The following is a 26,354-nucleotide window of genomic DNA, read 5'->3' on the forward strand; positions in this document are numbered from 1 at the left end:
GAACCATGGGCCGTCCCGAAGCGCTGACCGAGGTCGAAGTCGTGATCCTTGAACAACTGCAGCGCGACGCGCGGCTGTCCAGTGCCGACCTGGCCGAGCAGCTGCACCTGAGCAACACGCCCGTGTGGCGGCGCATCAAGAAGATGCAGGAGTCCGGCCTCATCGACGGCTACCACGCGCACCTGAACGCGCAAAAGCTCGGCTTCGGCATCGAGAGCTTTCTGTCCATCAGCGTGCACACCCACGACGAGCGCAACATCCAGGAGTTCACGGCCGCCGTGGCGGCCGTGGACGAGATCGTGTCGTGCCACATGGTGTCGGGCAACGGCGACTTCCTCTTGCGGGTGGTGGCAACGGACATGAACGCCTACGCGGACTTCATCAGCCGTGTGGCCGGCAAGCTGCCGGGGGTGCGCGAGATCCAGTCGTCCTTCGTGCTCAAGACGCTCAAGTCCTACGCGGGCCTGCCCATCCGCAAGGCCGCACTCGACTGAGCCCGGCCAGGGGCGTCAACCGCCTCAGGGAACCAGGACGATCGCCCCCTGCGAGCGCCCCTCTTCCAGGTCCGCATGCGCCGCCGCCGCCTCGGCCAGCGGGTAGCGGCGCCACAACTGGGCGCGGATGATCCCGGCCCCGAGCGCATCGAGCACGTCGCGTGCCCGCTCCTGGTATTCGGCCGCGGTGGCGGTGTGGGCTGCGAGCGAAGGCCGGGTGACGAACAGCGAACCCTTGGCATTGAGCGTGCCCATCTCGATGGGCGCGGGCGCACCCGACAGCGCGCCAAACGACACCAGCAGCCCGCGCGGGCGCAGGCTGTCGAGCGAGGCCTCCAGCGAGACGCGGCCGATGGGGTCGTACACCACGTCGGCCCCCAGGCCCTCTGTGGCCTGTTTCACCTGCCCGGCCAGCGTGGCCGGGTCGAACACGAAGACCGCGTGGCAGCCCGCGGCCCGCGCACGCTCCAGGCTCTCGGCCTTGGACACCACGCCGATCACGAAGGCGCCCAGGTGCCGTGCCCACGCCGCCATGATCTGCCCCAGCCCGCCCGCCGCGCCGTAGACCACGATGCGCGTGCCCGGCCCGACCGCGTACGTCGTCTTGAGCAGGTACTGCGCCGTGATGCCCTTGAACAGCACGGCCGCCGCTTCGTCGAAGGCCAGCGCATCGGGCAGCTTCACCAGCCTGTCGGCCGGGAACAGCCGTGCGCTGGCATACGCCCCCAACGGCCCCGTGGCATAGGCCACGCGATCGCCCTCGGCCACGTTGGCGACGCCGGCGCCGATGGCCACCACCGTGCCCGCGCCTTCGAGCCCCAGGCCCGAGGGCAAAGCGATGCGCACGGCGCCCTTGCGCTGGCTCACGTCGAGCGGGTTCACGCCGATGGCGGCCTGGGTGAGCCAGACCTCGCCCGGGCCGGGGGCCTGGGTCTCCGTGGGGTGAAGGCGCATCACCTCGGGGGCGCCGGTGGCGTGGAGGACGATTTGTTGTTGCTGCTGCTGTGCCATGCGCGCTTCCTACTCTGTTCAGTGTTCGGTTGGAGACCTGGCAAGCGTAGGCATGCGTGCCTGCGCCAGCAACCGGGCTGGCTGCAGTTCAGCCGTGCATGGGGTGCAGCAATGCGATGCGGGGCGCCCCCAAGCCCTCCGTCCGCAAGACGCAAGGGCCGGTATCGGCTCAGTCGTACCAGTAGTGGAATGGCCTCGCATCCCTCTTGGGCCAAAGGTTGGTGAAGTCCTCGCCCGTGGCTTCGCGGAACGCCACCCGCACCTTCTTCTCCACCTTGTTCGTGCCCAGGTACTTCCTGAACGTCAGAAAAGCGGCATTGGGAAAGCCGGTGTAGATGAAGAAGTTGACCGTGCCCGAGCCCACGTCGTGCCCATCGACCGAACAGGTCCTGGGCATGCAGGCGATCAGGCGATCTTCGAAGGCATGCACCTCGTCCAGCGAGGTGAAGTAGCTGTCGGGAAACTGGATCACCAGTTGGTAGCGAATGGGCTCGGTCGCCATGGGGCAGTGCCTGGATATGGGAGATTGCGGATGGATATGTGCAGTTAGGCATTGTGCCGCGCGCGCCGGCACCCGCCATTCGTGACCAGGTGTTTTTTGTGTGTGCACACGGCACCGAAACTGATAGAACCGCAGCATGCCCCGCACTACCCTCGCCACCCCGTTCCTCTGGCTCCTGGCCCTCGCCACCGGCTTGCTGCTGCTGGCCGCAGCCCCCGCCCGGGCCACCACGCTCAGCACCGGGTACGACACCTCATGCTCCGTCTCCAACGACTGGGGGGCCCAGTGCTGGGGCGCCGTGCCGCTGGCCAGGACCAGCACCGCGGGCATTGCCGACCTGCGCGCGGGCAAGGGCTTCAACTGCGCGCTGCGCAAGGACGAGACGGCCAGTTGCTGGGGCAACATGGGCAGCCTGTCGTTCGGCCCCGCCACGGTCGACACCCCGGGCCAGGCCATTGCAGGGGTGCGCGAGGCCACCCAGTTGGCCGTGGGCGCCACCCACGCCTGCGCGCTCAGCGGGGCCGTGGTGTACTGCTGGGGCGACGGCAGCCGGGGCCAGCGCGGCGCGCCGGTGAGCGCCACGCCCTCGGCGCAAGCCACCTACGCGCAAGGGCTGCACGACGTGGCCCGCGTGGCCGCCGGCAACGGCAGCACCTGCGGGGTCAAGCGCGACGGTACCGTATGGTGCTACGGCAGCGGCACCCCGCCGCTCACCGCCCCGGGCGGCATGGCCCCTGCGCCCGGCACGGGCATTCAGGTGCCCGGCATCAGCGATGCGGTGGACGTCGCACTCTTCGACGGCCATGCCTGCGTGCTGCGCAAGACTGGCGCCGTTGCCTGCTGGGGCAGCAACGCCAAGGGGGAACTGGGCATGGCCGCCAGCGCCACGCCGATGACCACACCGGTGGAAGTGCCGGGCCTGGGCAGCCCGGCCAAGGCCGTTGCCGTGGGACCCGGCTACACCTGCGCAGTGCTCACCAACGGAACGGTGAAATGCTGGGGCGGCAACCCGGACATGCAGTTGGGCATCGGCTACCAGCGGGACTTTGCCACGCCCGCCACAGGGCAGGTGCTGGGCATCACCGACGCCACGGCCATCGGCACGGGCGCAACGCACGCCTGCGCAGTGCTCGACGGCGGCTACGTCAACTGCTGGGGCGCCGGCCTTGGCCGTGGCGATGGCCTGTGCACCACCGTGGGGGCCCACTACCCAGGCGTGCAGTACAGCTACCCGACCTCCAATCTCGCGGCCTGTTTCAACGGCGCGTCCGCCACACCCTACGCCGTGCAGGACCTTGGCCCACTGGCCGATGCGAACCTGGTGATGGACTGGGCAGAGGCCAGCCTGCCAAGGGCCTTTCCGCCCCGGTTCAATATCCCCTCGCCGTCCGGCCGCATCGGAAACTACCTGGTCCGCGCCTATCCCGGCAACACCTACCTTGCCGTCAACGGCCACGGCACGCCACACCTGATGTACCTGGGCCCCGACAGCGGCGGCCAATTGGCCGACCTGGGCCGCCTGGCCCCCTGGGTGCGCCAGGCCCGCGCCAGCCAGCCCACCACACCGCCCATCAGCACCACGCTGCAGCTCAAGCAGGTCCTCGTCAATGTGGACTTCTTCCCCGGACCGCCGCGGACCAGTTGCAACAACCTGTCCGTCTGGTTCTGGCTCGGGGCCACCGCTGGCAATGCCCTGCCGGCCGGATTCAAGCCGACCGCGATCCGCCTGCTCAAGGGCGACACCTACCTGGACGTGCCCAACGTGGGCGAAGACAGCAGGTCGCCACCGCCCCCCGGTACCTACACGGGCCGGGCCTGGGGCTGCCCGGCCACCTTGATCCGTGGCGACGACGAAGTGGAGGTGGTGCTGTACTTCACCATCGATGGCGAGGCGGGACAGGTGCGGACACGGGCCAAGGTGATGGAGTCGTCCTGACACCACAACCGACCGCTCGGCTACCGCCCATTGGAAGTCCATGCGCTGCGTGCACAGCCAGACCGCTGCAACGCCCCATGCGGGCTGGAGCCTTTGCGAACGCCTTCACCGCCCGTGGATGCTGCTCACCATCAGCCCCCATCGGGATAGCTTTCCGTACACCGTGACCAAGCTGCCCACGGGCGGCATCTCGCCCTTGAAGCGACCGTCCACGCAGGCGCTGGAAGAGGTGGCTCCGTTGAACTCGAATGCCTCGCGCAGATGGCAGCCACGGTAGTATTCAGGCACCTTGAAAGAGACAACGCGCACCTGCACGCGGGTGGGCGAGCCCAAGGTCCAGCCCAGCATGGCAGACCAGCCCCAGGGCGCTACCAGCACCATGGCGGTGGTCAGGGCCACACAGCCTGGAAACATCCCCAGCCAACGCTTGGTCCAGGTCATCCCATCGCTCTGGATGGCCTGCGCCCCGCGTATCGTCCAGAACCAGAAGGCGGCGAAGACCGGCAACAGAACGGCGGCCAACCGGCAGGGGTGGATCGTCCGCTTCTTCGCTGAACGCCTTCTGCGCCTGCATGGCACGATCCTGGGCTTCAATGATTGCTTGCAGCCGCGCCTCGATGCGCGCGGTGGCTTCTGAATCCAGGCTTCCCCTGCGCTCGAGCGCCATGCCTTCGCGCAGCACGGCTGCCACCTCGGGCCCTAACTGGTCGATGGCATCGCCCGTGCTGGTGCCGGGCTGTGGGCCCAGGGAGATATCGCGGGCAACATGCGGCATGGAAGACGAGTTGACGAGTGGCTCACCTCCCATGCACCGTCCCCACATGCAACCCCCAGCGCGAAACCCGCCCGGCCACCACCACGGTATCGCCCGCGCGCGGCATCACCCCTGTCACGGAGGTGTTCACGCACACGCGGCCTGTGCTGCCACGAAACTCCAGGCGGGCGTACTGGGTGCAGCTGCTGGAAGTGCGCGGTGCCTCCACCGACACCACACGCACCTCCACGCGCGCGGGTTTGCCCACCAGCTCGCCCAGGTAGGCAGCCCAGCCCCAGGGGGCGGCCCCCACCGCTGCGGCGCCCAGCAGCGCCGCGAAGGGGTACGCCACCATCTGGCGCACGAACCAGGTGGGCATCTGCTGCACCCACCAGGGTGCCAGCACCTCCGTGCGGCACAGTGCCCAGTACCACAGCGGGGCCGCGGCAAGCGCCAGCCAGGGGGTTGCCGCGCGCAGCGTGGCGTGGCCGGTGACCAGGAAGTGCTCGCCCCGCGCCACCTCGAACAAGGCACCGCCAAAGATGAAGACGAGCAGTGCCACGAAGACCGCGGCCAGCTTGTAGGGCACAAACAGGCGCGCGGCAGGCTGCTGCTCGCGCCGCTGCTGGGCCTGCCGCATCCGTGCGCGGCGCTCCTGGTCCTTTTGTTTTTGCACCTGGCCCTGCACGCGCGACTGGGCGCGCTGCGGGGCGGCGGCCAGCTCTTCGCGGCTGCGGCGGCGCTGTGGTGGTGCATCGGTTGCGCGGGCGGTGCTGCCGGGTGTGGCAGTGCTCGTTGCGTAGGCGGCTGGCAGCGCAGGGGCCAGGCCTTCGGGGTGGCGATGGTCTCTCATGGTGTAATTTCTTATGGCTCGAAAACTCCCTCGCAGCCATCGTAAGCGCAGCCCTTGAATCGGCAAATTTCGCGTTTGCCATGCAGCTTGTGGGTGCTTTGGGCCGCCCCCAAGGCAAGGGAGCAAGCGCATGCAGCCCATGTGCCCCGGCACCGCACCACGGCACCAAAGAGCCTGCAGCATTCCTGGTTGTCACGTACCATGGCACGCCCTGCCGCAACTGTTTTGACCGAAAAGGAGCTGGACCACCATGTGCGATTCGAATGACCATGACGATCTCCACAAGTACACCCGCCGCGACTTTGCCGCGTGGGCGGCGTCGGCCGGCGTGCTGACCGCCCTGCCTGCGGTGGCCAACGCTGCAGCGGTGGCAGAGCGTGAGGTGACCATCACCACGCCGGACGGAAGCTGCGACGCCTACTTCGTCGCGCCGACGTCGGGCTCGGCCCCCGGTGTGCTCGTATGGCCCGACGTGTTCGGCCTGCGCCCGGCCTTCCGGCAGATGGGCAAGCGCCTGGCCGAGTCGGGCTACAGCGTGCTCGTCGTCAACCCTTTCTACCGACAGAAGAAGGCGCCAACCGCCCCCCAGGGCGGCCAGACGCCGATTGCCGAAGTGCTGCCGCTGATGCAGGCCCTGACGCCCGCCATGCACCTGAGCGACGGCAAGACCTTCGTGACCTGGCTCGACGCCCAGGCCGAGGTGGACAAGGCCCGCAAGATTGGCACCACCGGCTACTGCATGGGCGGGCCGATTGCGGTGCGCACTGCCCTGGTGTCCTCGGGCCGCGTCGGTGCCGTGGCCAGCTTCCATGGCGCCGCCATGGTGACGCCGGCGCCTGACAGCCCCCACCGCCTGGTGGCGCAGACCAAGGCGCAATACCTCATTGCGATTGCCGAAAACGACGACACCAAGGACCCCGAGGCCAAGGCCAGCCTGCGCACCGCGTTCGACAGCGCCAGGCTGCAGGCCGAAGTCGAGGTCTACCCCGCCGCCCACGGCTGGTGCCCTTCCGATTCGCGGGTCTACGATGCCGCCCAGTCCGATCGCGCCTGGGCACGCCTGCTGGCCACATTCGGCAAGGCACTGGCCTGATACCGGCCTGAACGAACGCATCCCGGGCGCCGCGGCGTCCGGGCATGCATGTTCCGGTTGCCCAGGGTCGGCCCCTGGGGGCGAGAGGTGGTACCCGGCGAGACCGGTTTGTCGGGCCTTGCAGCCGATGCTCCTCCTGCCGCGCACGCTGCTGGCGCTCTTAGAACCTGTTCAAGATCTTTTTGAACAGGTTCTTACACCCGCCCGCGAAACGCCCGGACCAGCATCCACACGCTCACCGCCATGCCCACGATGGGGATGGCCGCAACCACCGCCACCGCAGCGCGTGCGGCGGGCGCCCAGTCGAAGTCGCGCCCGGTGCGCCAGGCACCAAAGGCCGCGATCAGTCCCATCACGGCCATGCCCCGGCGAAAGCTCGCGCCTTCCTTGAAGAACAGGATCAGCAGCACCACGTTGGCCGCGCCGATGACCAGGGCCAGATGGCCCAGGTGCAGCGAGAAGGTGGTGTTCCGGTACCGGGGGTCGTCGGCAGGGTCGTCCTCCGCCTCGCGGTCGTCGATGCGGCCGCGCGAGCGAGCAGGGGCCGGGCCCTGCGGGGCCGCGGTCGCCGGCGCAGCGGGTGCGCCGCCAGTGCGGCCCCAGTCCGATGCCGACAGCGCCGCGGCGGCGCCACCGGCAACGGCGGTACCCGCGCTGCCTCCCATGCCTGCCACTGCCGGCGATGCACCGGCCCCCAGCCCCTTCTCGCGCAGCACGGCGCGCAGGCGGCCCGGTTCGCGCAGGGCCGCCACCAGGGCACGCACGGGGCCCTGCTCGTGGGGCGCGATCTTGAGGTCATCCACGCGCCTGGTGGTGCCGCGTGTATTGGCCAGCATGAAGAGTGCCTTGGCGACCTGCGCATCCCTGGGGCCACCGGTGCCGTCCTCGATGAAAACGCCCAGGTTGTAGGTGGCGTCGGCATGGCCGGCCTCCGCCGCCTGGGCATACCAGTCGCGGGCCTGCGCCAGGTTCACCAACCCGCCGTCGCGGCCGTACTGATCGGACGTGCCCAGATGGAAGGCGGCATGGGGGTTGCCCTCACGGGCGAACCAGCCCACCAGGTCGCGCGTGACCGAGCCGGTCCACACCACGGGAGCCATGGCGGGCGCCGACGGTGCCATGGGCGCAAGGCTCAGTCCGCCGGGGGATTCGGCCTCTTCCCTCGCTTGCCGCAGCTTCTGTTCCTGCTGCCACTGGTCCTTGGCTGCGGCGTTCCATTTGGCGGCCAGGGCCATGTCCACAGGGCCGCCCCAGCCGCGTTCGTGCATCAGTGCAAACAGGCGCTTGGCGGGTTCGTGGTCCCAGTCCACCGCGCGCTGGCACCAGTAGCGGGCGTTCTCGTAGTTGGGCTCCTCCCAACCGATCACCACCTCCAGCGCATACTGGAAGGCTGCCACCTCATGGCCCTGCAGGGCGATGGCCTCCAGAGCGTCTGCGGCTTCAATACGCTTTCTGGTGTAGAGCATCATCTGCTCGTTGTGCGTGAAGGCGTCGTCCAGCGCCTTGCGCTCGCCGTCCACGATCGTGAGCAGCATGTCGCCCGATGCGGACTTTAGCCGCGCCATCAGGGTCTGTATGCGCCCTTTCGCCTCGATGGGAAAGCGCTCGTAAAAGGCCTGCGCGTCCTGCCGGGTCGGTGCATCGTGCGCGCCCATCACCTGCAGCGCGGCTGCCAGATCGAAGTGGCGGCGCTGGCCCATGGTGCCAAAGCGCAGCGCGCGGCCCATGGCGTACAACGCGTGCGGGTTGCCACGCGCGGCCCAGCGCCGGTACTCGGCCCAGGCACTGGCATCGTCGCCCCGCTCGCGTGCCTGCACGGCAAAGCGCACCTGCAGGTCCGGCTCCTCGGGCACATCGCCATTGCCCAGGTAGTGCACGCCGCTTTGCGGGTCGTACAGGCTCAGCCCCCGCAGGGTGGCCTGCTCCCACGCAAGGTTGAAAGCCGCGTCCCAATGCTCCGTACGGGTGTTGATGCCAAAGCCGAGCGTGGCATCTTCGGTGACGCCGTCCTCGCTGCCGTCCAGCCACACGTCCATCGCTTCGGGGTAGCGCTCTTGCAGCACCCGTCCCCACTCCAGGAACTTGGGGTTCTGCCCTGGCGGCGGGCTGTCGCTGACGCGCTCGAACTGCGCATCGGCCTCCTTCTTGGTGGTCGGCCACGGCCAGTCAACTGGCTTTTCCCACAGTTGCAGCGTGTAACTCATGCTCGGTACCCTCCCAGGCTTGGCATCGTCGTTGTTGAGGCGGATTCTAGGGCGCCTGCGGCGCATTTCGTTACATGGCGCCTGTGACCGCAGCCACAGGCGCCGCGGGCCTGCATTCCTAGAATGGCCCGAAAACACTGCGAGAGGTTGAGGACCATGAACGACAGACCCACCCAGCCCCTTTTGTCGCGGCTGGCGCGCACAGTGCTCGCCCTTGCAGCACTGGCGCTGGCCACCGCTTTCACGCCTACGGCCTCCATGGCCACCACCGTGAGCATGGGCACCACCCACGGCTGCTCGGTGGCTGACACGGGCCAGGCCAATTGCTGGGGCAGCCTGCCGGTGCAGGACCAGGCGCCCTATGTGATCAAGGACATCAAGGTGGGCCGCGACTTCAGCTGCGCACTGGTGCTCAGCTCCGTGCGGTGCTGGGGCAACAATGAATTTTCGCAGTTGGGCACGGCCGCCGCGAAGCCGACCGGGCAGTTCGTGGAGGGGCTCGACCAGGCCGACCAGGTTGCCGTGGGGGCGCGGCACGCGTGTGCGTTGCTGTACGGATCGCTGCGCTGCTGGGGCGATGCCAGCCAGGGGCAGCTCGGCGAGCCTGCACGCACGGCGGTGGCCCGGGCCACCGCAATCCCCGGGCTGGCCAAGGCGGTGCACGTTGCCGCAGGCAACGGCGCCACCTGCGCGGTACAGGAGGATGGCCGCGTGCTCTGCGTGGGCGCCGGCAGCGGCCTGGCCGGCGCAGCCGATGCACCGCGCACGCCGCGCGAGCTGCCAGGCATCGGCGATGCGCTGGAGGTTTCCCTTTTCGACGGCCATGCCTGCGTGCTGCGCAGAGAGGGCCGGGTGGCCTGCTGGGGCAGCAACCGCTTTGGCGAGCTGGGCATACCGGCCAGCAGCGGCGCGCAGACAACCCCCGTCGAGGTCGCCAACCTGGGCGCCGCCGCCAAGGCCGTCGCCGTGGGCAGTGGCTATACCTGCGCCCTGCTGGTCAATGGCACCATCAGGTGCTGGGGCAACAACGCCAGCGGCCAGCTGGGTACGGCCCTCGGTGGGGCTGCCACCGGCCTGGTCACCGGCATCACCGATGCCACCGCCATCAGCGCCGGGCAGACAGCCGCCTGCGCCGTGCTGCAGGGTGGCTATGTGCAGTGCTGGGGCCAGGGCACGGGTTGGGGCAACGGCACCTGTGGCGTGCTGGGCGGTATCTACCCGCAGCATCCTGCCAGCTACGGCCCGATTGTCGACATCGCCATGTGCCGCCCGCTGGGCTCGTTCGCACCCCTGGCCGTCAAGGGCCTGGGGCCGGCCAACGATGCGGGCCAGGTACTGGACTGGGCAGAGAAGACCATGCCGGGGGCCTTCCCAGCCCAGGGCGCCAGCGCCCCGGATTTGGGCGATACCCTGTTCCACCTGCGCCAGTACCCGGGCGGCCACACGCTGGGCGTCAACGTGCACGGCACACCGCACCTGCTGTACCTTGGGCCTTTGACCGCAGGGCAACTGGCCGACCTGGGCCCGCTCAGCCGGTGGCTGAACGAGGCCAGCCTGGACGAGGGCCGGCTCAGCGACCTGCAGATGCAGGCCATGCCCTACATCGTCCAGATCAGTTTCGGCAATGTGTGCAACGGGTTCCAGATTCCCCACGCCATCCGCGGCGGGGCGAACGGCGTGCCTGAAGGCTTGGTGACCACCTCGGTGCGGGTGGAAAGCGGCAGCCGATCCATGGAATTCCCCGTCGACAACCGCTACCGCATCGCGGTGCTGACCACCGAGACCGACTGGATTTCCCAGCGCACGCGCCAGCCGGGCGAGCCCATTCCCGCCGGGATGAAGGAAGAGTCGGTGCTGTTCGGCCGCACGTCGGCGTGCCCCAGCTTCAATCCCCTGGGCCTGGACGTGGACCTGACCGTCTTCTACACCCTGGGCAACCGCAAGGGGCAGTTGCGCACCCGGGTCAAGGTCATCCCGAGCCCGACGGTGTAGGCAGGCGCTGCCGCGAAAGACCAGACCATGAACGACAACATGCGCCACGCCTCCCCGATTCTCTTGCGGCTGCTTGCAGGCGCCGCTGTCGTGCTGCCCACCGCCTTCGCACCGCCGGCAGCCATGGCCACCACCCTCAGCATGGGCACCAGCCACGGCTGCTCCGTGGCCGACACCGGCGTCGCCACCTGCTGGGGCACGCTGCCCATGGCGCCACTGGCGTACGAGGCGCGCGCCCAGGACATCCGCGTGGGCGAGGACTTCAGTTGCGCGCTGACGGGCACCTCGGTCCAATGCTGGGGCCGCAGCAATGCGTACTCGCAGCTCGGCAATCCGGTCCTGCAGGCCCCGTGGGGCTACACGCTCAGCGGCCTGCGCCAGATCTCCCAGATCGCCGTGGGCGCACGGCACGGCTGTGCCCGCACGAGTGAGCTGCAGGTGTTCTGCTGGGGCGACGGCAGCCAGGGGCAGATCGGCAGCGCGGTACCCACCACCACGGCCGAGGCCGTGCGCGTGGAGGGCATGGACACCATGACAAAACTCGCTGCCGGCCGGGCCAGCACCTGCGGCGTGATGGATGTGCCCAATGACCGCAAAGTCATCTGCGTGGGCGCCGGCAGCGGCCTGGCGGGTGCCGCAGAAGACCCGCGCACGGCGCGCGCCGTGCCGGGCATCACGGACGCCGTGGATGTATCCCTCTTCGCCGGCCATGCCTGCGTGCTGCGCGGGTTTGGCAAGGTGTCCTGCTGGGGCAGCAACCAGTACGGCGAGCTGGGCGTGCCGGCCAGCAACGCCCCGCTGACCACTCCCGTGGAAGTGCAAGGCCTGGGCGCGCCAGCCAAGGCCGTGGCGGTGGGTGATGGATTCACCTGCGCGCTGCTGGAGGGCGGCACCATCAAGTGCTGGGGCAACAATGCCAACGGCCAATTGGGCATGGGCCTGGCGCCCGGCACTGCGACACCGGCCACGGGCCTGGTGGTGGGCATCACCAAGGCCATCGCCATCAGCGCGGGCAAGACTGCAGCCTGCGCTGTGCTGGAAGGCGGCTACGTGCAGTGCTGGGGCGAAGGCGCCGGCTGGAGCAGCGCCCCGTGCCGCGTGCCGGGCGGGCTGTACCCGGGCGTGCCCGCCTCCTACGGCCCGGTGGTGGACCTCGCCATCTGCCGCCCGCAGGGCTCTGCAGCGCCCATGGCCGTGCAGGGCCTGGGGTCGGCCAACGATGCGGCGCAGGTGCTCGACTGGGCCGAGAAGACCTTGCCGCAGACCTTTGCCCCGCAGGCCGGCACCGTGCCAGCCGGCATCGACAAGAATCTTCTGTACGTGCGCGACTACCCCGGCGGCCACCGGCTGGCCATCAACGCCCACGGCACCCCGCAGCTCCTGTACGCGGGCCCCTTGAGCGCCGGGCAGGTGGCCGACCTGGGGCCCCTGAGCCAGTGGATCCGGGAGGCCGCGCTGCACGAAGGGCTGGGCAGTGGCCTTCAGTTGCAGGCAGACACCCACACCAACGCCATGCCTGGCCCCGACCCGTGCGCCTATCTGCAGACGCGGTACGGCATCCGTGGGGGCGCCAAGGCCCTGCCAGAGGGGCTGATGAGCAGCCTGGTGAAGGTGACAGGCGGGGGGCGGTCCGTGGAGCACACCGCACGGGGCGGGTACCGCAAAACCATCATGACCAATGACACCGACTGGATTTCCGACGGAACCCACATCCCGGGCCCCGGAACGCGGCTGGAACCCGTGCACCTGGGCTCTGCGGTGGGATGCTCGCTCTTCGCCGCCTTGCAGGGCGATGTGGAGGTGACCGTCTTCTACACCGTTGGCAACCGCAAGGGCGCATTGCGCGCCAAGGCGGTGATGAGAACGTCGTACTGAGGCGCGCGCCCTCGCCGCTTCTGCGCCCAGACTGCGCCTACACCACCGACACCGACGCGGCAGCCCCCTGCCCCGCCGAGCCCAGCACCGGCGGCGTGGTCACGATGGAGCGCAAATCCGGCACCGCCCGACGCAACGCCGCCAGGTCCGGCCGGGGCCGGCGCAATTCGGGCCGGGCCGCAAACGCCCGCTCCAGCGCCAGCGATGCGCCCAGCACCTGGTGGTCTTGCCGAAATCCGCCCACGATCTGCAGGCCAAACGGCATGCCAAGGTGGTCCGTGCCGCAGGGCAGCGACAGGGCCGGGTGCGTCATCAGCGTGACCACGTAGGTCAGGCCCAGCCAGCGGTAGTAGGTGGCCTGCTGCTCGCCGTTGATGGTGTCGGCATACAGCTGCGTCCACGCGAAGGGCGAGACGGGCGTGGTGGGCGACAGGATCAGGTCGTAGTCGGCAAAGGTGCGCTGCGTGGCCTGGATGATGCGCGTCTGCTCGGCCTGGGCCCAGGCGCTGTCGAGCAGGCTCATGCGCTTGCCCATTTCGTAGTTGGCGCGGGTGTTGGGGCCCAGGCTGTCAGGGTCGCGGTCGTAGGCGGCCTGCATGCCGGCCACGAAGGCCTCGGCGCGCAGCACGTCGAAGCAGCGGTGCGCGTCGCCCAAGTCCAGCTTCACCTCGTCGCAGCTGCGGAACAGGTGGCGCATGGCCGCGATCTTGGCGCGGAAGGTGGCGCGTATGCCCTCGTCCACCGCGCAGGTGCCAAAGTCCTCGGTATAGGCCACGCGCAGGCGGCCCAGGTCCACCTCGGGCGGGGTGAGGAAGCTCAGCGGGTCGAGTGGGTAGCTCAGCGCATCGCCCGCGTGCATGCCGGCCGATGCGGCCAGCTGCAGGCAGGCATCCTCGACCGTGCGGCCCATGGGCCCGACCACGGAGATGGGCGTCCACACCAGGGGCTTGCGCACGCTGGGCACCACGCCCGGCGATGGCCTAAAACCCACCACCCCGCACTTGGCCGCCGGTATGCGCAGCGAGCCCCCGGTATCGGACCCCGTGCACACCGGCAGCAGGTCGCAGGCCAGCGCCGCGGCCGAGCCGCCCGAGGAGCCCCCGGCGTTGAGATTCGGGTTGAACGGGTTGCCCGTGGCACCCCACACGGTGTTGCGCGAATTGGCGCCCGCGCCCAGCTCGGGCACATTGGTTTTGCCGGCCACGATGGCACCGGCGCGGCGCAGGCGCGCCACCAGCTCGATGTCCTGCGTGGGCACATGGTCGCGGTAGATGGCCGAGCCCCAGGTGGTGAGCAGGCCCTCGGTGGGCTCCAGGTCCTTCACGCCCAGCGGCAGGCCGTGCAGCAGGCCCAGGGGCGCCGTGCCATCCACCACCGCCTGCTCGGCCGCGCGTGCCTCGCTGCGCGCCCGGTCGAAGCAGGTAGCCGTGACGGCGTTCACGAAGGGGTTGATGCGCTCGATGCGGTCGATGCAGGCCTCCAGCAGCTCCACGGGCGAGACCTCCTTGCGCCCGATGAGCCGGCGCAGCGCCACGGCGGACTGCTCCACCAGCGCATCGCCAGGGCGGCTGGCGGTGTCGGGATACTCGGATGGGGTGGTGGTGGAAAAAGCGATATCTGGCATGTTGTCTCGGTGTGTTGTTCAGGGTGCCACGCGCTGCGCGCACAGCACTGGGTCAATCAGCAGTGATGTTCGAACGGGCTGCGACTGCACGCATCGCAGGCAGCTCGCGCTGGATCAGCTCGGCCGCCGCCGCACCGCTGCTGAACGCTGGCTCCATGCCCTGGGCCGTGAGCTTGGCCTTGGTCTCGGGGTCGGCCACGGTGGCGGCCAGGGCTTTTTCGAGCTTGGTGCGTACGGCGGGCGGCAGGCCCTTGGGCGCGGCCATCACCAGCCAGGTGTCCAGGTCGATGCCGGGGTATCCGGACTCGGCCAGCGTGGGCACATTGGGCAGCAGCGGCGAGCGCTTGGCCGTGGTGATGGCAATGGCCTTGATCTTGCCGGTCTTGAGCTGCGGAATGGTCGCGGCCACCGTGTCCACGGTGAAGGGCACCTGCCCGCCCATCAGGTCCGTCATGGCCGGGGCGCTGCCCTTGTAGGGCACGTGCGTCATCTTCAGGCCCGTGGCCTGCAAGATGGTTTCGCCCGCAAAGTGCGACGTGGTGCCGCTGCCGAACGAGCCGTACGAATACGCGCCCGGCGCCGCCTTCACATAGTCCACGAACTGCTTGACGCTTTGCACCGGCACCTGCTGGTTGGCCAGCAGGATCAGCCCCGTGCGGCCCGATATGCCGATGGGGTCGAACCCCTGCACCGGGTCGTACGGCAGGTTGCTGCGGATGGCCGGGTTCACCGTGAAGGTGGTGCCCGAGCTCAGCAGCAGCGTGTACCCATCGGCCGGAGCCTTGCTCACGTAGCCCGCGCCGATGATGGTGCCCGCGCCCGCACGGTTCTCGATCACGATGGGCTGGCCCAGCTCCTTGCCCATGCGCAGCGCGATCACGCGGCCCAGCACATCGGTGGCACCGCCGGGCGGGAACGGGATCACCAGCGTCAGCGGCTTGCTCGGGAAGGCTGCTGCGTCCGCCGCACGCGCCGGCGTGCTGAACAGGGCACCCAGTGCCGCCACGGTGGCCAGGCCGGCGAACAGGGCCGCATTCAGGCGGTGGGCACGGGCTGCGGCGGTGGGGGGCGCAAACGACATCGGTGATTTCATGGACAGCATTCCTGGAGCAAGGGTGGTCATGGGTCAGGCGTCACGCAAACGCCATGCAGCCATGGTAGAAGCCATCTCCCAGTGCCACAAGCGCAATGTTTAGAATTGTCGATTGCCGAAATCGCAATTGGGCTTGATGCCCCCTGAGTCGCTGCGCGCCTTCCCCCTCAGGGGGACGCCCCCAGTGCGGCGGGGCGGCCCTTGCACGGGGGCACTGGCCCTGGCCGCGCGAGTTTCACGGGCCGTCTGGGAGCAAGCGCTTGGAAACATGAACGATAGGAGCATCCCCATGTCCAGCCACATCCTGCAGGAGACCGCCGTCCGCTACTTCCTGGAGGTGGTGCGCGCCGGCTCGGTGAAGGACGCCGCCCTGCGCCTGAACGTGGCGCCCTCGGCCGTGAGCCGGCAGGTGGCGCGGCTCGAGCGCGAGATGGACACCCTGCTCTTCGAGCGCCAGGCACGCGGCATGGTGCCCAATGCGGCCGGTGAATTGCTGGCCGCGCACGCCAAGCGTGCCCAGCAGGACAACGAGCGCGTGCTCGGCGACATCTCGGCCCTGCGCGGCCTGCGCAAGGGCTTTGTGCGCGTGGCCAGCGCGGCCGGCTTTGCCTACGACCTGCTGCCCACGCTGATCGCGCGCTTCGGCGAGACCTACGAGGGCATCCGCTTCCACCTGGAGATGTGCGCCCAGGGCGAGGTGCCGGGCCGCATCCGCGACGGCGAGGCCGACATCGGCATCACCCTGAGCGGCCTGCCCGAGCCCGGCATCCGCCTGGAGCTGCGCCACCCCTGCCCCGTGCTGGCCGTCATGTCGCGCCGCCACCCGCTGGCCGCGCAGCGCCAGCTCTCGCTCAGCCAGGTGGTGGCCTACCCGCTGGCCCTGCCCACGCCGGTCAGCTCCATCCGCCAGCTGCTGGACACCAGCTGCAGCCGCCAGGGCCTGCAGTACAACGCCGCCATCACCAGCAACCACGCCGACTCGCTGGTGAGCTACGCCGCCACCGCCCCCGAGGCCATCGCCTTCTACGGCGAACTCTCGGTGCGCACCCGCCTGCCGTCGCTGGACCTGGTGGCCATTGCCCTGCGCGACCGCGAGATGAACGAGCGCTACCTGGAGGTGCAGACCCTGGCCGGCCGCGCCCTGCCCGCCGCAGGCAAGGCCTTCGTGCAGTTCCTCACCGAGCACATCAAGGCCGGGTAGATAGCAGCGGGCGCGGGGGTGCCCGCTGCATATATGCCGGCACTCCCCAGCGGGTGATCCGCGCGCGAGAGTGGTCTCGTACCACCCACCTCCGCGCGGAGCCCTTTCCATGAACCTGTACCAACTGGCCTCGCAAGATGAGGCCTGGGGGGCTTACGCCCCCGATGACGACACCACACCGCTGTCCGTGTGGTTTGCGGACCCGCCCGCCCCCGTGCCGCCCGGCCCAGTACCTATTGACGCGGCCCTGGACGCCGCCGCGCGCGAGTACGGGGTGGATGCCGATGTGCTGCGCGCGCTGGGCCCTGGCAGTTCGGTCGACTCCATCTTCGACACCGCAGCCTCGCTGCGCTCGCGCCTGGAGGCGTTTGGCGGCGACTATGCCCAGGCCCTGGCTTCCTACCGCCAGGAAGAAGAAGGCCACGGCGGCAATGCCTTGGCGGCACCGGCCGCTGCACCCCTCTCACCCCCACCGCAGGCCGATGCACGGATGCCCGCCCCAGCACCTGTACCAGCGCCAGCCCCCTCGGGACGGCCCACCGCAGTTGCGCCCAGGCCCCGGCCCGCAAGGCCCCAGGCCACTGCGCCCGTGCCAGGGCCACCGCCATCGCAGTCAGCCAGGCAAGACCTGCCCGCTGCCCCGGCAGACGGCAGGCTGAACGCCGCCAACGACCCGCGCAGCCTGATGTACAGCCAGGCCCCGGCAGCGCCAAGGCCTTTCGTGGAGGAGGTGAAAAGCCAGCTGGCATCGGGCGCGAAGACCCTGGCCCAGATGCTGCCGGGCACCGGCGCGGCCGCACGCTGGGTGGCCAACCAGCCCGAACCAACCACCGGCAAGGCCCCGCCCGCCAGCGTGGGCAGTGTGCTGGAGCGCGAGGCAGTGCCTGCGACAGACCTGCCCTCCCGCGATTTGCCGCTGCGGCCCGAAACACGCAAGGCCGCCAACAACGCCTGGGATGCGGCCAGCCCGCAGGACCGCCAGCGACTTCAATCCTTGCCAGGATGGCAGGGCCAGCTTGCGCGCGAGCGCGCCGCTCAGTTCGCACAGGCGGACAAGGGCATTTTCGCCGCGTCGCCGACAGCGGCCCTGTTCGATACCCGCGCAGAAGGCCGCACCAAAACGCTGATCGCCAAGGGCGAACACCCCGACTTCGCCCGCCGCGCAGCCTACGAAGGCGCCGCTGCGGGCGTCGCGCCAGGGCAGGAGGTAAAAGCCCTGGGCGGCACGGTGCAGCCCTCCACCTACGACTTCGCTACCAAGGACCTCTCCGACCCAGACCGCCCGGCCAACCTGCTCAACAACGTGGTGGGGCGCGGCGTTGCCAAGGGCGGGCTGGGCCTGGGCAAGGGGGTGGTGGGCATCAGCCAGTTCATCGAAGACCTGAGCGGCGCAGACGATGCAACGAAACAGCGCACCGCAGACCGCGCCACTTCATTGCGCGGCATGGAGCAGGCCATCGGCGAGCGCGGCACGCACCTGCAGCGCAATGCCGAAGGGGCCATCGCCTCCATCACGCAGCAACTGCCCATGCTGGTGACGGGCAGCTTCGTCCCCTCCCAGTTGCTTGCCATGGGCAGCATCGCCGCGCAGTCGTTCGGCCAGGAGTACAGCGACGGCAAGTCGCGCGGGCTCGACCCGCAGCAGGCCGCAGGGCGCGCAGGCGCGTTCGCCGCCTTCGAGGTGATCGGAGAGAAGTTCGGCCTCAAGGGCAACCTGGATGCCATCCGCAAGGCCACGCAGGGCATGCCATCGGATGCGGTGGCGGGCTTCCTGGCCAACCAGGTCAAAAAGGAAATCCCCGGCGAAGTGCTCACCACCACCGGCCAGTTCGCCGTGGACAAATGGGCCCCCGCAGGCATGGCGCTGAACCCGAACGCCACCTTCGAGGACTACTTCAGGCAGGTGGGCGACACCATCACCCAGACCGTGATGCAGGGCGGGATGATGAACGGGGGGAGGCGTGTGCTGGGGGGTATGGCCGCTGCGGCACCACCCGCACCATCCGCACCGCGGGCACAGGACCAGTCCACCACGCCAAACCCACCCCATACCCAAGAGGCGACCTACGAGAGCGGCACCGGCAGCACCACCGCCCCGGCCCCTGCTCCAGCGCCTTCACCAGCCTCCACGGCGCCGGCAACAGGTTACGACGGTGTCCCCGTGCCCGGCAACGCCACCTGGTCGGATGTCGCCACCGCCACAAGGAAGGCCCAGGCCGAGGCCGAAATACTGCGCCAGGCCGAGGCCCTGCCAGCGCAGGAGTCTGCCACCAGCACAGCGACCGCACCGGCCCCTGCAGCACCACCGGCCACTCCCCCGGCGCCCATGCAGGCATCGACAGACGGCAACCACAGCAGCACGCAGCAGAGCGCCGACGCATCGCCGCAAGTGCAGGTCAACCACGATGCTGACCAGGCGGACACAAGCCCCCAGGCATCCGGCATTCCAGCACCGGCACCAACACCTGCCGCCGCGGATGCCGAAGCCGACACCGGCGCCGCAGACCCAGCGCCCACAACCACCCAGCACGGCACCGCCCGCCACACCGCAGCGGCACAGGTCCAAGTCCCAGCCCCCATCAATGCACAAATCCAGGCCCTGGACTCCGGCATGCTCGTGGTCGGCGGCGACCAAGCCACCATCCTGGCGCACCTGCACGCAGGCGGCGTGCGCGGCGCCGAGCCGTTCATGGGCGCAACCATCGTGCCCGTGGACCAGGCGGCACTGGCACAGCGGGTTTTGCTTGAACCACCGCGCACCATGGCACCGCCAGACAGGACGGCAGGTCAGACACAGAGGTCTGGCAACAACGACCAGACCGCCGCGCCTATGGATGACATGTCCCGGGGACAACGATATGCGAGTGATACCAGAGGTCGCCAAGGGCATACCCGCTACACTTTCATCGATGACGACCGCCCCAACCGCTCCGACCTTTCCGTTGACCGGCACGGCAAAGGTGTCACATCACCAGAGACTGACGCTCCCATCGGTCCACGAGTCGGAGACGCGCGTGGATTATTACGATCCGGGCGGACCGTTGATCTGGGAGTCGGACGCGGTAGGCGAGGCAGCCTTTCCCCCGAACGAATTGCCGCAGATGCTTCAAGGCAGGGCAGTGCCAGCTTTTCCCTCCACGAGCCCACCCAACCCGACGATGGATACTCTGCAGGCACCACTTACTTCGCAGGAGCACCTGCTGGCGGATTGCACCGTGGAGGGCCGGGCCAAGGAGATCGCGCGGCACCCCGGGCCACTCTTGTGGGACTTGGAATCGCCGAGCGCATCACGCTTGCCGGCAGCCAGGCCCTCGTCGGTGAACGGGTAGATTCACCAGAGCACCTGGCAGAGCTTGCGCAGGTATACCGGGATCCCCGGTACGAAACGTTTCGGGTTTTCTTCGTCAGGGATGGCGAGGTGGTGCATGCCACGGGCGTGAGTTCACGCCTGCCTGATCGGACACCGATGGTGCCTTCGGGCATGACCGAAGCGCAGTACCTCGCACAATTTCGCGAAGGCATGCGCCGCACGGGAGCGCAGGGCTACTACATCCTGCACAACCATCCATCCGGCGATCCACAGCCGAGCCCGGAAGATATTGAGCTGACAGAGCACCTTGCCCGGCAGGTGCCCGGGATGCTCGCGCATGTGGTCATCAACAGCAACAAGTATGCGGTGATCACGCCCGAGGATGCAGCGCGCCGGGCGGCGCCCGCAGCCATGGTGCGTCTGAAGCATTTTGGGACAGACCGCCTACTGCAAGCCAGTAAACCCCTGGCTGCGCTGGGCCAGACCATCCCATCGCCCGACGTTCTGGCGATAGTGGGCAAGTCCATGCAAGGGCCCGGCTGGATGACCCTGGTTGGAGTAGGCTCTGATGGCCATGTGCGGGCCGTTGCCGAAGCACCTTCGAGCATTCTTTCGCGCAGCCCCACCTACTTGGCGGCCACGGTGCGTCGATTTGTTCGGATGTCGGGGTCTGTCGAAGTCTTTGCCGTGGGCGAGGCCGGTGATATCAACAACAGTCCGGTTCGGGGCGCTGTCGAAGCTGGCATTCTGCGCGATGCCGTGACCGACCTTGGTCAGTCTCTTGCCAATGGAGGACGGACAGTCACAAGGCCCAAGGACCGCGCGCAACTTCGAGAAGCGCAGAAGCACATCCCGGGGCCCATGCAAATGCAGCGCGACGGCACGCTCATGGTCAAGGGCGATTCCGTGCAGTTGGAAGAGCGCTTGCGCAAAGGTGGGGTGGACAGCGTGCTGCGGCGCGAAGGTGGCGTGCTCGTCGGGCTCGATCAGGTCGACAAAGCGCGGCAGTTACTGCAGCAGTCACCACACGCCCAAGCCTCGGCAGGCCCCTCAACGACGAGCCAGCAGCTCAACCGCAGCGCATCGCTGGTGCAGGACGGTAACTACGCTGCGCCAACATCCAAAGCCGAAGATGGATCTTCGCCTGCCAGTCGCTACAGCAACCGTTCAACGCCCCCCAAGGCCGAGCTTTCGCTTGAACGCATCGACCAGGTGATCCAGAAGACTCTTGCGGGGCTGGCTGGTGCGCCACCAGTCAAGGCCGTGGGCAGCCCCGGAGATATCGGACTCGTCGTGCCTGCGCAAGTAGTGGCATCGGGCATTACCCTCGGGAGTGGGGATATCTATGTGTTCCAGTCGGGTGTGGGCTCGGACCTGGACGTGCGGCTGGTCGTTTTCCATGAACTGCTCCATCGGGGTGTGCGCTTCCTGGTGCCACGCGCGCAGTACGTGCAAACCATGCTGGATCTGGCGGCAAGGGACACGCGGGTTCAGCAGTATGCCAATGAATGGAAGCGCACCGGCATCGTGCCACAGCAGCGCGAACAACTTGCGCGCCTTGGGTACAAGGGCAGTGAACTGCAAGGGCAGCTGGAGGCGATGGCGATCGAGGAGGGTCTGGCGCGGATATCCGAAGAGCTGAATGTCGATGTGAGCATGGGAACACGGTGGAAGCCATCGCGCATCCGTGCACTGGCCCAATGGTTGGCCACCGTGGCCGACAAGGCAGGTATGGCCAAGCTGGCGCAGGCCATAAGGGCCATGACCTACAACGAGGCCGAGCGCTTTGTGATGCGCGCCATCGATCACGCCGGGGCGGCAGGCGGCGATATCGAGAACTATGGCCGGGCTCGATTCAGCACCCGCAGTCCGCAAAATCCATGGACGCAGCCAATCGACTCCGCGCGCCTGGAGATGCAGCGCGACGGCACGCTCATGGTCAAGGGCGATTCCGTGCAGTTGGAGGAGCGCTTGCGGACCGGCGGTGTAGACCACGTGCTGCGGCGCGAAGGCGGCGTGCTCGTCGGGCTCGATCAGGCGGGCAAGGCGCGGCAATTGTTCAGTAACCCGCAGTCCACACAAGATCGCAGCGGAGCTGCGCTCCCAACGTCTGCAGTGGCGCAGAGGGAGGTCGCAACAAGCCAAAGCGACTTCGTTGCAGAAAACCATAGCAACGGCTACAGTGATAACGATGGACGCGTTCAAGAGCCCACCCAACCTGATGATGGACGAGGACCCACGACTGGTCGCTCGCGTGCTACCTCCCTGGACTCTGTGCGGGGGACTGGTAATGCCGTACCGACTGGAACCGCCTCTCTCGTGGGATCTGGATTCGCAGGACGAATTCAGCCAGCCGACGACCAAGGGACCAGCCAGGGGATTCTGCGGCGGAGTGGAGGAGCATCCTTATCGCGTCGGACCGCCACTCTCGTGGGACTCGGAATCGCCGAGCGAATCGAACGCGCCGGCAGCCAAGCCCTCCTTGGCGAGCAAGTAAACAGCCCGCAGCGCCTGGCCGAACTGGCCCAGGTGTATCGCGATCCCCGGTTCGAGACATTCCGGGTTTTCTTCGTCAAGGACGGCGTGGTGGTGCATGCCACCGGCGTAAGTTCTCGCATGCCTGGAACTACGCCGATGGCTCCTGCTGGCGTCAGCGAACAGGAATACGTGAACCAGATGCGCGACATCAAGCAGCAGACTGGGGCGGACTCCTACTATTTGCTGCACAACCACCCATCGGGAAATCCCACGCCCAGTCCTGAGGACGTTGGACTCACACGCATGCTCGGCGCGCATGTGCCGGGCCTGCTGGCCCACGTTGTCATCAACAGCAACAAGTACGCTGTGATCGACACTGCGAACCAAGGCAGAGAACCTGCCGACATGGTGCGCTACCAAGACTTTGGTGAGGACAGGCTGCTCAAAGCCAGCAAGCCCATGGCGGTACTGGGCGAAAAGATGGCTGGGCCAGACGACTTCGCCATCGTGGGCAAGTCCATGCAGCGGCCAGGCTGGATCACGCTCATCGGCACCGGCGCAGATGGCAAGGTGCGCGCGATCTCCGAAGCGCCAGCCAGCATCCTCACGCGCAGCTATCCCTACCTGGCGGCCACCGTGCGCCGCTTCATGCGCCAATCAGGCTCGGGCAGCGTTTTCGCGGTAGGCGACGCGGGCGACATAGGGTCCAAGCCTGTGCGCGATGCACTGGCCGCGGGCATTCTTCGTGATGCACTGCCCGATGCCGGACGCACACTGCACCAGCAGGGTGTGCATACGGGCGGCACAGGCTTCTCGCTGACCCGGGGGCGCCGGGTCGCCGAGGGCGAACCTGGGTCGAGCGCCCCAAGCGCCGTGAGCATGCACACGCAGCGCGACGGCACGCTGATGGTCAAGGGTGATCCAGCGCAACTGCTCGACCGCCTGCGGGGTGGCGGAGTGGACAGCGTACTGCTGCGCAAGGGCGGCGTGCTCGTCGGGCTCGACCAGGTGCACAAGGCGCGGCAGTTGCTGCAGCAGCCGCCGCCACGCGACTCGGCGTCGGCAGGCCCATCCCTGCCCTCTCAGCCTTCCCTTGCCTCCCTATCGGGCCAGCAATTCAGCCGCAGCGCGCCAGATCAAGCTTCACGGGCCAATAACCTGCCTTCCAAGCCCGCCACCGTGCAGTCCGTAAAGGCTGCCGTGGCCAAGCTCACCAACAGCATGGGCCTGCTCGCAGAGGGCCGTGGCCGCGTGGTGGTTGCCACCTCGGCCGACATCCAGGTGCACTGGGAGCCCCTGGTCGGCGAGGTGGACATGGGCTCGCAGGACACAGGTTTGGCCCAGGGGTTCTTCGATCCGCAAACCAACACCGTCTTCCTCATCGCCGACCACATCGAGGCCGGCCAGGAGATGGCCGTGGCCGCGCACGAGCTGGTGCACAAGCATGGCAAGGCGGTGCTGGGCGAAGCAAGGTGGAGGCAACTGCACGAGGTGATTGGCAGTTGGGCGAACAGGCCTGAGGGGAGCTTGGAGCGGCTGGTTTACGACGAGGCCATGGCACTCGTGCAGGCTTCACGGCCGGCCGGAGCGGATGAGACCAGCTACAGCAGCGAAGAACTATTCCCCTATGCCGTACAGGTGGCCATGGAGTTGGGGGTGCAGCCTACAGCGCTCATGCCGAACAACTCGGTGCAGGGCTGGCTGGCGCGGGTGCGCGCATCGCTGAAGGACGTGCTCGGCAAGCTGACGGGCAATCCGCAGGCTTTTGATGGGCAGGATTTGGTGGACTTGGCGTTTGGCATTGCACAGTTGGAGCGCTCAGCCTCGGCCCCGTCGGGTCTTGAGCGGCCCAACGGCAGGGCACCTTCCGCCCCCTATCTTCCCATCCAGATGAGCCGCGGGGCGGGAGATGACAACGCGGGTGCAGCACCGAAGAAAGGTCCGCTGGGAACGAAGGACAATCCCCGGCCCATTCCCTTCAAGGAAGAAGACCTCAAGGTCCGGATGTCAAAAGACAATCCCTACGCGGACGACATTGCTTTGCTTGTGGGTGAAGAGTATGTTGGCTTCGCCAACATAGAAGATGATGAAAAAAATGGACCTTCCCTGAATATTTCAAAAACAGCAAAAATAGAATCATCAGGAGAATTCGTGAAAATTGATGCCCACGGAGTGACTGAGGCAATGCTGAGAAAATTGATTTCTTACTACCTCGAAACGAAAGGGCATCTTCCGGTTGGGTTGCCAGGCAAACTGGCCAACAGCAATCTCAGAAATTTCCAAAAAGAATTCGACAAGCATCGCAAAAACAATCAAAATGGAACAAAGGATGATTGGGCACAGGCCGCGATAAGGGACATATCGTTCGGCAAAGCTAGGCAGAAGCTGGGATATGGAATTTTTGAGATAACACTAAAGGACCCGATTGACGTCGATGAACTGAAAGAAGTGCCCAGCAAATTGAATATTATTGCAAAGCAAAAATGATTATCAAAGGAGTTACCATGGCTGGTTTGCGCGATTCCACTCTAAAAGCACTGGAGCGTGATCTGGGAAGAGATGTATCGCAGGAAGAAGGAAGCTGCAGTAGTTACAGGGAGGTGTACGACCTCCACATTAATGATGTGCGGAAGCTTGCTCCTTTGGATGCGGATAGATACATAAGGTATCTTCTTGGAGGGTCGAGCCTTGGAAACGCCAAGCTCTTTACGTACTTTGTCGCCAAGGAGGGCATGGATATTGACCATTGGCTGGAAAATTATTACGAGAAAGAATGAAATAATTTTCTGCGACTTTTCAATCGCCGGAAGCGGTTAACGCATTGGTTCTGGCGAGCAGGCCCAGTCCTCCTCCCTGCCAAGCCAGCAGTTCAGCCGTAGCTCGCCAAATCAGAACTCCAGGGCCTGCCCTTCAAGCCTGCCACCGTTCAATCGGTGCGCGCCGCAGTTGCCAAGCTCACCAACAGCATGGGCCTGCTCGCAGAGGGCCGTGGCCGCGTGGTGGTGGCCACCTCAGAGGACATCAAGGCGCATTGGGAGCCCCTCATCGGCGAAGTCGACATGGGCTCGCAAGACACCGGTCTGGCCCAGGGGTTCTTCAACCCTAGAACCTGTTCACGATCTCGCAGGGGATCGCGTTGGAGCGCAATCGGGATGAGTGGATGCTTCGGATGCGCCGCATGGGCCCATGCCCATGCAAGCAGGCGGGGCGTCCAATCGCCCGATTTCGCTCCAACCCTTCGGGCAATGGCCTTGGCGGGCGGTCTGCGGCGTTGCGGCGCTTGCCGATAGCACGGGCTATCGGCTGCACCCCGCGCCTTGCACCCCATCCCGCCAAGGCCGCTGCGCGACCCCTGGGAGACCGTGAACAGGTTCTAAACCAACACCGTCTTCCTCATCGCCGACCACATAGAAGCCGGCCAGGAGATGGCCGTGGCCGCGCACGAGCTGGTGCACAAGCATGGCAAGGCGGTGCTGGGCGAAGCGGGGTGGAGGCAACTGCACAGGGTGATTGGCAGTTGGGCGACCAGGCCCGAGGGGAGCCTGGAGCGCCAGGTCTACGACGAGGCCGCAGCGCGCGTGCGGGCTTCGCCGCCAGACAGCGCAGATACTGCCACCTACAGCAGTGAAGAGCTGTTCCCCTACGCCGTGCAGGTGGCGATGGAACTGGGCGTGCAGCCTACTGCACTGATGCCGAACAACTCGGTGCAGGGCTGGCTGGCGCGGGTGCGCGCATCGCTGAAGGACTTGCTCGGCAAGCTGACGGGCAATCCACAGGCGTTTGATGGGCAGGATTTGGTGGACTTGGCGTTTGGCATTGCACAGTTGGAGCGCTCAGCCTCGGCCCCGTCGGGGCTTGGGCCGCCCAACGGCAGCGCACCTTCCGCTCACGGACTTCAGGGTTCGAATAACTACGGACAACGACCCAAGTAACG

At 67.4% G+C, this 26,354-nt stretch carries 17 protein-coding genes; 10 read left to right on the forward strand and 7 right to left on the reverse strand.

The window, feature by feature from the left end; translation table 11 throughout:
• Positions 1-5: 5 nt before the first annotated feature.
• Entirely contained in the window at positions 6-494 is a 489-nt protein-coding gene (locus AC07PF_RS26410; protein WP_007855333.1) for an Lrp/AsnC family transcriptional regulator, read from the forward strand.
• 24 nt (positions 495-518) lie between these two features.
• Here AC07PF_RS26410 and AC07PF_RS26415 read toward each other — a convergent pair whose 3' ends face one another.
• Together AC07PF_RS26415 and AC07PF_RS26420 are read right to left on the reverse strand one after the other, a co-directional pair.
• A complete protein-coding gene (locus AC07PF_RS26415; protein ID WP_494613853.1) occupies positions 519-1,505 on the reverse strand; it encodes a quinone oxidoreductase family protein in 987 nt (328 codons plus the stop codon).
• A 169-nt stretch (positions 1,506-1,674) separates the two neighbouring features.
• Complete coding sequence (locus AC07PF_RS26420) at positions 1,675-2,007, reverse strand: hypothetical protein (RefSeq protein WP_007855330.1); 333 nt, start codon at positions 2,005-2,007, stop codon at positions 1,675-1,677.
• 136 nt (positions 2,008-2,143) lie between these two features.
• On the opposite strand from AC07PF_RS26420, the gene AC07PF_RS26425 reads away from it, so the two are divergent.
• Complete coding sequence (locus AC07PF_RS26425) at positions 2,144-3,943, forward strand: RCC1 domain-containing protein (protein WP_494613854.1); 1,800 nt, start codon at positions 2,144-2,146, stop codon at positions 3,941-3,943.
• A gap of 105 nt (positions 3,944-4,048) precedes the next feature.
• Here AC07PF_RS26425 and AC07PF_RS26430 read toward each other — a convergent pair whose 3' ends face one another.
• The gene (locus AC07PF_RS26430; protein WP_494613856.1) at positions 4,049-4,342 is read right to left on the reverse strand and encodes a hypothetical protein; all 294 of its coding nucleotides are present in this window, start codon (positions 4,340-4,342) and stop codon (positions 4,049-4,051) included.
• Positions 4,343-4,370: 28 nt separating this feature from the next.
• On the opposite strand from AC07PF_RS26430, the gene AC07PF_RS26435 reads away from it, so the two are divergent.
• Positions 4,371-4,580 (forward strand): hypothetical protein, encoded by a 210-nt coding sequence (locus tag AC07PF_RS26435; RefSeq protein WP_494613857.1) that lies wholly within the window; start codon positions 4,371-4,373, stop codon positions 4,578-4,580.
• A gap of 160 nt (positions 4,581-4,740) precedes the next feature.
• On the opposite strand, the gene AC07PF_RS26440 is transcribed toward AC07PF_RS26435, so the two are convergent.
• Entirely contained in the window at positions 4,741-5,550 is an 810-nt protein-coding gene (locus tag AC07PF_RS26440; RefSeq protein ID WP_494613858.1) for a hypothetical protein, read from the reverse strand.
• A 250-nt stretch (positions 5,551-5,800) separates the two neighbouring features.
• Between AC07PF_RS26440 and AC07PF_RS26445 the strand changes: the two genes are divergently transcribed.
• Positions 5,801-6,643, forward strand: coding sequence for a dienelactone hydrolase family protein (locus AC07PF_RS26445; protein ID WP_494613859.1), 843 nt, complete (start codon positions 5,801-5,803; stop codon positions 6,641-6,643).
• Positions 6,644-6,837: 194 nt separating this feature from the next.
• On the opposite strand, the gene AC07PF_RS26450 is transcribed toward AC07PF_RS26445, so the two are convergent.
• Positions 6,838-8,847 carry a tetratricopeptide repeat protein gene (locus AC07PF_RS26450; protein WP_494613860.1) on the reverse strand — a complete coding sequence of 670 codons (2,010 nt, stop codon included), beginning with the start codon at positions 8,845-8,847 and terminating at the stop codon, positions 6,838-6,840.
• A 156-nt stretch (positions 8,848-9,003) separates the two neighbouring features.
• On the opposite strand from AC07PF_RS26450, the gene AC07PF_RS26455 reads away from it, so the two are divergent.
• Positions 9,004-10,839, forward strand: a complete 1,836-nt coding sequence (locus tag AC07PF_RS26455; protein WP_494613861.1) for an RCC1 domain-containing protein — start codon at positions 9,004-9,006, stop codon at positions 10,837-10,839.
• Positions 10,840-10,866: 27 nt separating this feature from the next.
• The gene (locus AC07PF_RS26460) at positions 10,867-12,714 is read left to right on the forward strand and encodes an RCC1 domain-containing protein (RefSeq protein WP_494613862.1); all 1,848 of its coding nucleotides are present in this window, start codon (positions 10,867-10,869) and stop codon (positions 12,712-12,714) included.
• A gap of 37 nt (positions 12,715-12,751) precedes the next feature.
• On the opposite strand, the gene AC07PF_RS26465 is transcribed toward AC07PF_RS26460, so the two are convergent.
• Both AC07PF_RS26465 and AC07PF_RS26470 read right to left on the reverse strand, forming a co-directional pair.
• On the reverse strand, positions 12,752-14,338 hold the full coding sequence (locus tag AC07PF_RS26465; protein WP_494613863.1) for an amidase: 1,587 nt from the start codon (positions 14,336-14,338) through the stop codon (positions 12,752-12,754).
• A gap of 52 nt (positions 14,339-14,390) precedes the next feature.
• Positions 14,391-15,431: a Bug family tripartite tricarboxylate transporter substrate binding protein gene (locus tag AC07PF_RS26470; RefSeq protein ID WP_494613864.1), complete on the reverse strand. Its 1,041-nt coding sequence runs from the start codon at positions 15,429-15,431 to the stop codon at positions 14,391-14,393.
• Positions 15,432-15,720: 289 nt separating this feature from the next.
• On the opposite strand from AC07PF_RS26470, the gene AC07PF_RS26475 reads away from it, so the two are divergent.
• From AC07PF_RS26475 to AC07PF_RS26490, 4 genes are all read left to right on the forward strand, one after another.
• Entirely contained in the window at positions 15,721-16,632 is a 912-nt protein-coding gene (locus AC07PF_RS26475) for a LysR family transcriptional regulator (RefSeq protein ID WP_494613865.1), read from the forward strand.
• Between the two features lie 109 nt (positions 16,633-16,741).
• Positions 16,742-24,907, forward strand: coding sequence for a JAB domain-containing protein (locus AC07PF_RS26480; protein WP_494613866.1), 8,166 nt, complete (start codon positions 16,742-16,744; stop codon positions 24,905-24,907).
• Between the two features lie 17 nt (positions 24,908-24,924).
• Entirely contained in the window at positions 24,925-25,197 is a 273-nt protein-coding gene (locus AC07PF_RS26485; RefSeq protein WP_007851806.1) for a hypothetical protein, read from the forward strand.
• A 654-nt stretch (positions 25,198-25,851) separates the two neighbouring features.
• Positions 25,852-26,352 (forward strand): hypothetical protein, encoded by a 501-nt coding sequence (locus tag AC07PF_RS26490; protein ID WP_494613867.1) that lies wholly within the window; start codon positions 25,852-25,854, stop codon positions 26,350-26,352.
• Positions 26,353-26,354: the final 2 nt, after the last annotated feature.

The sequence above is a fragment of the Acidovorax sp. GW821-FHT10A04 genome, assembly GCF_059415825.1.

What these genes read in the sequence shown, in the direction of transcription:
- AC07PF_RS26425 (WP_494613854.1), top strand. Translation starts at nt 2,144, where the DNA reads ATGCCCCGCACTACCCTCGCCACCCCGTTCCTCTGGCTCCTGGCCCTC.
- AC07PF_RS26465 (WP_494613863.1), bottom strand. Translation starts at nt 14,338, where the DNA reads ATGCCAGATATCGCTTTTTCCACCACCACCCCATCCGAGTATCCCGAC.
- AC07PF_RS26440 (WP_494613858.1), bottom strand. Translation starts at nt 5,550, where the DNA reads ATGAGAGACCATCGCCACCCCGAAGGCCTGGCCCCTGCGCTGCCAGCC.
- AC07PF_RS26410 (WP_007855333.1), top strand. Translation starts at nt 6, where the DNA reads ATGGGCCGTCCCGAAGCGCTGACCGAGGTCGAAGTCGTGATCCTTGAA.
- AC07PF_RS26485 (WP_007851806.1), top strand. Translation starts at nt 24,925, where the DNA reads ATGGCTGGTTTGCGCGATTCCACTCTAAAAGCACTGGAGCGTGATCTG.
- AC07PF_RS26415 (WP_494613853.1), bottom strand. Translation starts at nt 1,505, where the DNA reads ATGGCACAGCAGCAGCAACAACAAATCGTCCTCCACGCCACCGGCGCC.
- AC07PF_RS26455 (WP_494613861.1), top strand. Translation starts at nt 9,004, where the DNA reads ATGAACGACAGACCCACCCAGCCCCTTTTGTCGCGGCTGGCGCGCACA.
- AC07PF_RS26475 (WP_494613865.1), top strand. Translation starts at nt 15,721, where the DNA reads ATGTCCAGCCACATCCTGCAGGAGACCGCCGTCCGCTACTTCCTGGAG.
- AC07PF_RS26460 (WP_494613862.1), top strand. Translation starts at nt 10,867, where the DNA reads ATGAACGACAACATGCGCCACGCCTCCCCGATTCTCTTGCGGCTGCTT.
- AC07PF_RS26480 (WP_494613866.1), top strand. Translation starts at nt 16,742, where the DNA reads ATGAACCTGTACCAACTGGCCTCGCAAGATGAGGCCTGGGGGGCTTAC.
- AC07PF_RS26470 (WP_494613864.1), bottom strand. Translation starts at nt 15,431, where the DNA reads ATGAAATCACCGATGTCGTTTGCGCCCCCCACCGCCGCAGCCCGTGCC.
- AC07PF_RS26445 (WP_494613859.1), top strand. Translation starts at nt 5,801, where the DNA reads ATGTGCGATTCGAATGACCATGACGATCTCCACAAGTACACCCGCCGC.
- AC07PF_RS26420 (WP_007855330.1), bottom strand. Translation starts at nt 2,007, where the DNA reads ATGGCGACCGAGCCCATTCGCTACCAACTGGTGATCCAGTTTCCCGAC.
- AC07PF_RS26450 (WP_494613860.1), bottom strand. Translation starts at nt 8,847, where the DNA reads ATGAGTTACACGCTGCAACTGTGGGAAAAGCCAGTTGACTGGCCGTGG.